This window comes from Blautia sp. CAG:257, from assembly GCF_000433815.1.
Taxonomy (GTDB): Bacteria; Bacillota; Clostridia; order Lachnospirales; family Lachnospiraceae; genus Blautia_A; species Blautia_A caecimuris.
Window position 1 is genome coordinate 13,615 of the sequence record NZ_HF999055.1, and the last position, 8,166, is coordinate 21,780.

An 8,166-nucleotide genomic window follows, 5' to 3' on the forward strand; every position below is an offset into this window, starting at 1 on the left:
CCCGCAAATTCCTGAAAAATGCCCTGGATCAGAAGCGTGAGACCGTTAAAGCCGCCCGGATACAGTCCTCCGGCTTTTACAAAGGTTTTTATGTTCACGGCAAAGAGCACGGCAGCGATCACTGCACAACTATATCGTTTCAGTTCTATTTTTGCGTCCATGTTTTTAAAGGCTGACGAAAAATTACTCATTTGTAATTTCCTCCAATAATTTTATCTGAAATCAGTTTTACACAGATTCCCACCGGCCGGAAGCGCCGCAGGGAAGAACCAGACCGCTGGAGGTGACCGGAAGTCCGATTTCCTGGGAATCTACGGTTCCGTTAAATTCTTTCAGTTCTGTTGCCAGCATATAGGTAAGAACAGCCGGAGCAAGACCTGTTGTGTAGGAGTTGATCAGGAAAAACAGCGGGTCAGGACTGAGAATCTTTTTACACAGCCTGATAAGAGGATGAATAGCATCTTCTATCTTCCAGATTTCTCCTTTTGGACCTCTTCCGTAGGAAGGAGGATCCATAATAATGGCATCGTAATGATTGCCTCTGCGGATTTCCCGTTCTACGAATTTTACGCAGTCGTCAACAAGCCAGCGGATAGGAGCGTCTGCAAGTCCGGAGGCGGCAGCGTTTTCTTTTGCCCAGGTAACCATGCCCTTGGAAGCGTCTACATGGGTAACGCTTGCGCCGGCAGCGGCAGCGGCCAGAGTCGCGCCTCCTGTGTAGGCAAAAAGATTCAGTACTTTTACCGGTCTTCCGGCATTGCGGATTTTTTCCCCAAACCAGTCCCAGTTTACCGCCTGTTCCGGAAAAAGTCCGGTGTGTTTGAAGCTGAAGGGTTTCAGGTGGAAGGTGAGATGCTTATAATGAAGATCCCATTGTTGGGGAAGATCAAAAAACTCCCACTCCCCGCCGCCTTTTTTGCTTCTGTGATAATGGGCGTTCATATTTTTCCAGCCCCGGCTTACCTTTGGGGTATCCCAGATAACCTGCGGGTCCGGACGGACCAGGATATATTTTCCCCAGCGTTCCAGTTTTTCTCCGCCGGAGGTGTCAATTACTTCATATTCTTTCCATTGATCTGCAATCCACATAAATGATAACCTCTCATTAGTTTTAATAAAATCAGCATACACTGATGCTATCCCCAGTATAGGGGAATTGCCGTAAATCTGCAAGTGAAAAAGAACGGAGTTTACTTTTGACAGGTTATATTGCTGCTGGTCATACGGCATTATCCCATCAGGTGTTTTTACATATATGCCAAGATCCCGGAACAAACTCCCGAGTTTTTATAAATACAATGCTTACAGGACTTGACAACAGGGAATTTAGCATACTAAAATAGACGGGATAGTATGGTTTAGCAATGTAATAGAAAAAAGTCCGAAAAGAGCGGAACGAGGAGGAAAAACATGGAAAAATACAGTGAAATGAGCAGAGAACAGCTTCTTGCCCTGAAAAAAGAACTGGATCAGCAGTATGCAGACATTAAGGCACAGGGACTTGCCCTGGATATGTCCCGTGGTAAACCCGGAACAGATCAGCTTGATCTTTCCATGGGAATGATGCAGGTTCTTGCAGATGGCGCGGAGCTGAAATGTGAGACGGGGGTAGACTGCCGTAACTATGGCGTGATCGACGGTATTCCGGAAGCAAAACGCCTTCTTGGAGAAATTTCAGAAGTGGATCCGGAACACATTATTATTTATGGAAATTCCAGTCTGAACGTCATGTTTGATTCCATTGCCCGTTCCATGACTCACGGTGTTATGGGAAACACTCCCTGGTGCAAGCTGGATAAAGTAAAATTCCTCTGTCCGGTGCCGGGCTATGACAGACACTTTAAGATCACAGAATTTTTTGGCATTGAAATGATCAATGTTCCCATGACCCCGGAAGGTCCTGACATGGATATGGTAGAGAAGCTTGTCAGCGAGGATCCGGCTATTAAGGGTATCTGGTGTGTGCCGAAATACTCCAATCCTCAGGGCTATACCTATTCAGCAAGAACAGTTCAGAGATTTGCCAATCTGAAGCCGGCAGCTCCTGACTTCCGTATTTACTGGGATAACGCATACAGCGTACATCATCTTTATGATGAAGACCAGGATTTCCTTCTTGAGATCCTTACTGAGTGTGCAAAAGCCGGAAACCCGGATATTGTATATAAGTTTACTTCAACCTCCAAGATCAGTTTTCCGGGATCAGGCATTGCAGCAGTTGCCGCATCCAAGGCAAACCTTGAGGACTTCCGTAAATATATGCAGATTCAGACAATCGGCCATGACAAGCTGAACCAGCTTCGTCATGTAAGATTCTTTAAGAATTTGGAAGGCGTTCATGAACATATGAGAAAACATGCGGCTATCATCCGTCCGAAATTTGAACTGGTACTCGATGTTCTGAATAAAGAACTTGGAGGACTTGGAATCGGACAGTGGACAACTCCAAAGGGCGGATATTTTATTTCCTTTGATTCCATGAAGGGCTGCGCAAAAAATATTGTGGCAAAGGCAAAAGAGGCCGGCGTTGTAATGACAGGAGCAGGAGCTACTTATCCATATGGAAAGGATCCTGAGGATTCCAACATCCGTATTGCTCCGACCTTCCCGTCTATGGAGGAGCTTGAAAAAGCAGCTTATGTATTTGTAGTATGTGTAAAACTGGCAAGTGTAGAAAAGCTGTTAGGAGAATAAGAGAGATTCCGATACTGTTTTTCAGCAAAAGACACATGTCAGGCAGCTTGTCCTGAGAAGCAGAAGGGAGACTGCATGGAAGAAAAAATGAAAGAGCAGGAGCCTGTGAAGGAAAACGGTACAGAAGAAAAGATAAAAATGAGCACAGGCAGAAAACTGGTGGTCAGTCTGATCGCTGTGCTTCTGGTATTAACAGCAGCCGTCTACGGCTATGGAGTTTATTATTTTTCCGGACATTTCCTGCCGGGAACTCAGGTAAACGGATTTAACTGTTCCTATATGGATCAGGCAGAGACAGAAAAGCTCCTGGAGAAAAAAACACAGGCCTATGTTCTGGCAGTACGTACAAGAGGGAACGGTCAGGAGAGCATGTCGGCAGAGGAAATCGGTCTGGTATATAAGCCGGATGGAAGCGTAAAAAAACTGATGAATGACCAGAATCGTTTTCTGTGGTTTTTATCATTTGGACAGCACAGCGCTCTGGAGGTTCCGTCCTCTGTTTTCTATCAGGAGGAGCTTTTTGAGCAGAAATTCCAGAACCTTAAGTGCCTTCAGGACAATGTGCAGCCTGTGGATGCGTCTATAGAAGATACAGGAAATGAATTTGCCATTGTTCCTGAGACAGAGGGGAATCTGGTAGATCAGGAAAAGCTTCGTGAAACAGTAATAAAGGCGCTGACTACAGGTGATCCGGTGGCAGATCTTGAAGAGGACGGATGCTATATCAATCCCCAGGTTTACGGAGATGATAAAAGGCTCATAAAGGACTGCAGTCAGATGAATGAGCTGACAGATGTTGTGATCACCTATGATTTTGATGACCGCAAAGAAACTGTGGACCGGAATGTGATCCGTACTTTCCTTTCCAGAGACGAAAATGAAGATCTTGTTCTTGATAAAGAAAAGATCGCAGATTATGTAAAGACTCTTGGAGCCAAATATGATACTGTAGGTACAGAGAGAACCTTTGAGACTTATGATAACCGACAGATTTCAGTTTCCGGCGGTAATTACGGATGGGTCATTGACCAGGAAAAAGAAGCTGAGGCGCTTTATCAGGAGATTATAAGTAAAAAAATTCAGGTTCGTAAGCCGGAATACAAACAAAGTGGAATGAGCCGCAACACCAATGATATCGGTTATACATATGTGGAGATCGATCTGCCGGCTCAGAGGCTGGTGGTATATCAGGACGGTACTCCTGTGGCAGATACCGGGATCAGCGCAGGAAGCGGAACGGAAACTGGCGTTTACATGGTTGGAGAAATGAAATCTCCGGCAGAGGTCAACGGAGGAACTGTGAATTTCTGGATTCCCTATAAAGAAAATGCAGGAATCGTGGACAACCCCAATCTGACACAGAGCGATGTAGGATTCTGGGAGGAAGGTCTTTCTGTGGTCAGTGATTTTGGCTCAGGAGAAAGCAGTACAGACGGAGGCATATGGACAGATAACAGTGGTTATATTGAGATTCCGGGAGATATGGCGTCAGAGGTTTACCAGAATGTCAGATCCGGTATGCCGGTAGTGATTTATAAATAAACAGAATGAAAATGCTGCAGAGATTCCGGCAGGGATTTTTGCAGCAGTTTTTACATTAAAAGTACCCGGAGAAGCTGTACAGACCAGACCTCCGGCAGTAAGGGAGAATAATTATGAAGATTGTTGTTTTAGCAGGAGGAACAAGTACAGAAAGAGATGTTTCCATTGTATCAGGAACAGGGATCTGTAATGGACTGAGGGCAAAGGGACATCAGGCTATTCTTGTAGATGTTTTCTGCGGAGCGGAAACAGTTGACTGGGCAGACCCTTTTCCCCGGGAATATGATGTGGAAGCTGCCAGCGCATATATAAAAAGCTTTAATCCGCATATTGAGCAGCTGAAAAAGATGCGCAAGGATTTCTTTGGGCCAAATGTACTGGAATTGTGTAAGAAAGCAGATTTTGTGTTCCTCGGACTTCACGGAGCAAACGGTGAGGATGGAAGGATACAGGCCGCTTTTGACCTTATGGGAATCAAATACACAGGAACCGGATATCTCAGCAGTGCTATGGCCATGGACAAAGGTGTGACCAAGTGGATGTTCCAGATGAAGGGAGTACCTGTTCCGGGCGGAGTGACCATGAAGCGGCACACACGAAAAGAAGATCTGGCAGAGCTGGGTCTTGCCTTTCCTGTTGTTGTAAAAACATGCTGCGGCGGTTCCAGTATCGGCGTTTATATTGTAAAAGACCAGGAAGAATATATGAAAGCTCTGGATGCAGCTTTTGTCTATGAGGAAGAGGTTGTAGTAGAGGAATTTATTCAGGGTACAGAATATACAGTAGCTGTGGTGGATGGAAAAGCTTATCCGGTTGTTCAGATCGTACCCTGTCAGGGATTTTATGATTATGAAAACAAATATAAACCAGGGGCAGTAAAGGAAAACTGTCCGGCTCCCATTTCTTCAGAGCTTACCAGACGCCTTCAGGACTATGCGGTTCAGGGATACCGGGCTCTTGGACTGGAAAGCTATGCAAGACTTGATTTTATTGTTACAGATGATGAAAAAATCTACTGTCTGGAAGCAAATACACTTCCGGGAATGACTCCTACCAGTCTGATCCCTCAGGAGGCAGCAGTTCTTGGCATGGATTATCCTACGTTATGTGAGGAACTGATCCGGGTATCTGAGAAAAAATATAAATAAGAATTTCCGGGAAATCTTTTATCCGGAAGGTAAGGAACAGATATTATGAAAAATCTTACATTAAGAAATATAACAAAGGTATGCGGCGGTACTTACCATGGACCGGAAGAGCTTCTGGACCGGGAAGTGACGTCTGTGACCACGGACAGCAGAAAAGCGGAAACAGGAGCTCTTTTTGTTCCCATTGTGGGAGAGAGGGTGGATGCTCACAGGTTTATTCCGGATGTAATGGAAAAGGGCTGTCTTGCAACCCTTTCTGAGAGACTGCAGGAAAGGGCAGATTACGCTTATATCCAGATAGAATCTTCGCTTCAGGCAGTAAAGGATATTGCAGAATTTTATCTGGAGCAGCTTCAGATTCCTGTTGTGGGAATTACCGGAAGTGTGGGAAAAACAAGTACAAAAGAAGTCATTGCCTCTGTTCTGAAAGAAAAGTACAGAACATTGAAAACTCAGGGGAATTTTAATAATGAGCTGGGTCTTCCTCTTACCGTATTCCGGCTGAGGGATGAAGATGAAATTGCAGTTCTGGAAATGGGAATCAGTGATTTTGGTGAAATGACCAGGCTGGCAAAAATTGCAAAACCAGAGACCTGTGTTATTACCAATATCGGAACCTGTCATCTGGAGAACCTTGGTGACAGAGACGGAGTTCTGAAGGCAAAAACAGAGATCTTTTCTTCCCTGAAACCCAACGGAAATATCATTCTCAACGGCGATGATGACAAGCTTGCCACAGTAGAAGAATATCATGGGATCCGTCCGGTATTTTTCGGATTAAATAAAAAGTATGATGTGTACGCAGATGAAATTGAAAGTCTGGGACTGAAAGGCATGTCCTGCAGGATTCACATGGGAGAGCAGAGCTTTTCTGTACTTGTACCGATGCCGGGAATCCATATGGTATATAATGCTCTTGCAGCAGCGGCGATCGGAAAAATTTATGGTCTGACAGCAGAGGAGATCAGGAGAGGGATTGAAAGTCTGGAGCCTATCAGCGGCCGTTTCCACATGATCGAAACAGACAAGCTTCTGATTGTAGATGACTGCTATAATGCAAATCCCATGTCCATGAAGGCGTCTCTGGACGTTCTGAAGGACGGAGCCGGCAGGAGGGTTGCCATTCTGGGAGATATGGGAGAGCTGGGAGAAAATGAGGTTCAGCTTCATCAGGAAGTAGGAGCTCATGCGGCATCCTGCGGAATTGACAAATGTATCTGCGTAGGAGAGCTTTCCGCACATATGGCAGAGGCGGCAAAGAAAACAGATCCTGATTTTGACATCTGCCATATCAGAACCCGTGAGGAGCTTCTGCAGCATTTAGGTGATTACATACAGCCCGGAGATACGGTTCTGGTAAAGGCATCCCATTTTATGAAATTTGAGGATGTGGTGCAGACACTGGAAAAACTGTAGAAACCAGGGAGAATTTGACGAACGATTTTTGTTCCCTCTTTGACTTTCAGGGTGTAAAATGAAAGGCATAAGCCGGCCGGAGAGATGCTTCAGAATCTGGCTGGCCGGAATATGAAAATCAAGGAGGGAATCATGCTGGAACGAATTATGGATCTGCATCTTCTGCTCTATACCATGACTGCGCTGGGCGCACTGGGAGCAGTGGGAATGCTGGCCGTACACCTTACCTACAGAAGAGCCATGCGAAAAACAAAAGCAGTGATGAACCTGAAGGAAAAATGGCTGAATCTCTGGAAGACCAGGGACAGGCTTCTCAACAGGATGAATCTTCTTGTGTGGGGACCGTCGCTTCTTTCAGCGGGGTGCCTGGGACTGGCTCTTTTTTTAGCTACCAGGCTGGAACTTAAGGACGGCCTTTCTATGCAGTATCTTTATATCGGAACAGCAGTACCTGTGATACTGCTTCTTTTAAGACAGGCCCTTGATTTTACTTACAGAGAAGATCTTGTTATGAATTCTCTGGCAGACTATATTCTGCAGGCCCGGGCAAAGAAGGAAGAAGCTGCTGCATCCGGGAGAGCATCAGAAACAGTGGTGTGCGAGAAGCAGGATCCTGCGTTCCAGGAGGAAATGGTAGAAAAGATCACTGCAAGCATCCGGCAGACGGCGGCTACGGGAAGTCATTTCAGCAAAATGCTGAGTCCGGAAGAAGAGGAAATTATGAGGGAGATCATCAGAGAGTTTATGAACTGATACAGTACAGAAATCATCTGCTGTTTCCAAGGCATTTGTTTTTATACTTTGTTGGGATCTCCTTCTTGTAGAAAAGACAAGTTTTTGCTATACTTAGCGTGGACAGCATCAGGAAGTGATGCTGAAGAAAATTCAGATATACCGATCCGTTTCTGTAAAGAGAATACGGATTGAAAATAGTAAAAGGAGTGAGAGCCATGAGCAAAGTAACATTTGATTATTCAAAAGCAGGCTGTTTTATCGCAGATCATGAAGTTGAGGTAATGAAGCCACTGGCAGAGGCAGCGGCAAAAACCCTGACAGAAAAGACCGGTGCAGGAAATGATTTCCTTGGCTGGATCGACCTTCCGGTTGATTATGATAAAGAAGAATTTGCCCGTATTAAAGCAGCAGCTAAGAAGATTCAGGAAGATTCCGAGGTTCTTCTTGTAATCGGCATTGGAGGTTCCTATCTTGGAGCCAGAGCAGCAATTGAGTTTCTGAGACATGGTTTTTATAATAATGTTTCCAGAGAAATCCGCAAAACACCGGAGATCTACTATGTTGGAAACAGTATCAGCAGCAGCTATATCCAGGGGCTTATTGACGTAGTGGGAGACAGAGATTTTTCCAT

General features: G+C 45.2%; 7 protein-coding genes and 1 pseudogene. 6 read left to right on the top strand and 2 right to left on the bottom strand.

The features are described 5' to 3' along the window. A partial coding sequence (locus QVP40_RS07205; RefSeq protein ID WP_288200376.1) for a YitT family protein occupies window positions 1–191 on the bottom strand: 191 nt, incomplete at its 3' end. Window positions 192–228: 37 nt separating this feature from the next. Beyond that, the gene (locus QVP40_RS07210; protein WP_022067798.1) at window positions 229–1,089 is read right to left on the bottom strand and encodes a class I SAM-dependent methyltransferase; all 861 of its coding nucleotides are present in this window, start codon (window positions 1,087–1,089) and stop codon (window positions 229–231) included. 321 nt (window positions 1,090–1,410) lie between these two features. On the opposite strand from QVP40_RS07210, the gene QVP40_RS07215 reads away from it, so the two are divergent. The 6 genes and pseudogenes from QVP40_RS07215 to QVP40_RS07240 form a co-directional block, all read left to right on the top strand. Further along, complete coding sequence (locus QVP40_RS07215) at window positions 1,411–2,694, top strand: aminotransferase class I/II-fold pyridoxal phosphate-dependent enzyme (protein WP_022067799.1); 1,284 nt, start codon at window positions 1,411–1,413, stop codon at window positions 2,692–2,694. Between the two features lie 75 nt (window positions 2,695–2,769). Then, window positions 2,770–4,236: a L,D-transpeptidase family protein gene (locus QVP40_RS07220; protein WP_022067800.1), complete on the top strand. Its 1,467-nt coding sequence runs from the start codon at window positions 2,770–2,772 to the stop codon at window positions 4,234–4,236. Window positions 4,237–4,349: 113 nt separating this feature from the next. Continuing rightward, on the top strand, window positions 4,350–5,384 hold the full coding sequence (locus QVP40_RS07225; protein WP_022067801.1) for a D-alanine--D-alanine ligase family protein: 1,035 nt from the start codon (window positions 4,350–4,352) through the stop codon (window positions 5,382–5,384). A 45-nt stretch (window positions 5,385–5,429) separates the two neighbouring features. Continuing rightward, window positions 5,430–6,800: a UDP-N-acetylmuramoyl-tripeptide--D-alanyl-D-alanine ligase gene (locus QVP40_RS07230; protein WP_022067802.1), complete on the top strand. Its 1,371-nt coding sequence runs from the start codon at window positions 5,430–5,432 to the stop codon at window positions 6,798–6,800. 132 nt (window positions 6,801–6,932) lie between these two features. Further along, entirely contained in the window at window positions 6,933–7,553 is a 621-nt protein-coding gene (locus QVP40_RS07235; protein WP_022067803.1) for a hypothetical protein, read from the top strand. A 197-nt stretch (window positions 7,554–7,750) separates the two neighbouring features. Beyond that, a pseudogene (locus QVP40_RS07240) lies at window positions 7,751–8,166 on the top strand (glucose-6-phosphate isomerase); the annotation flags it as partial.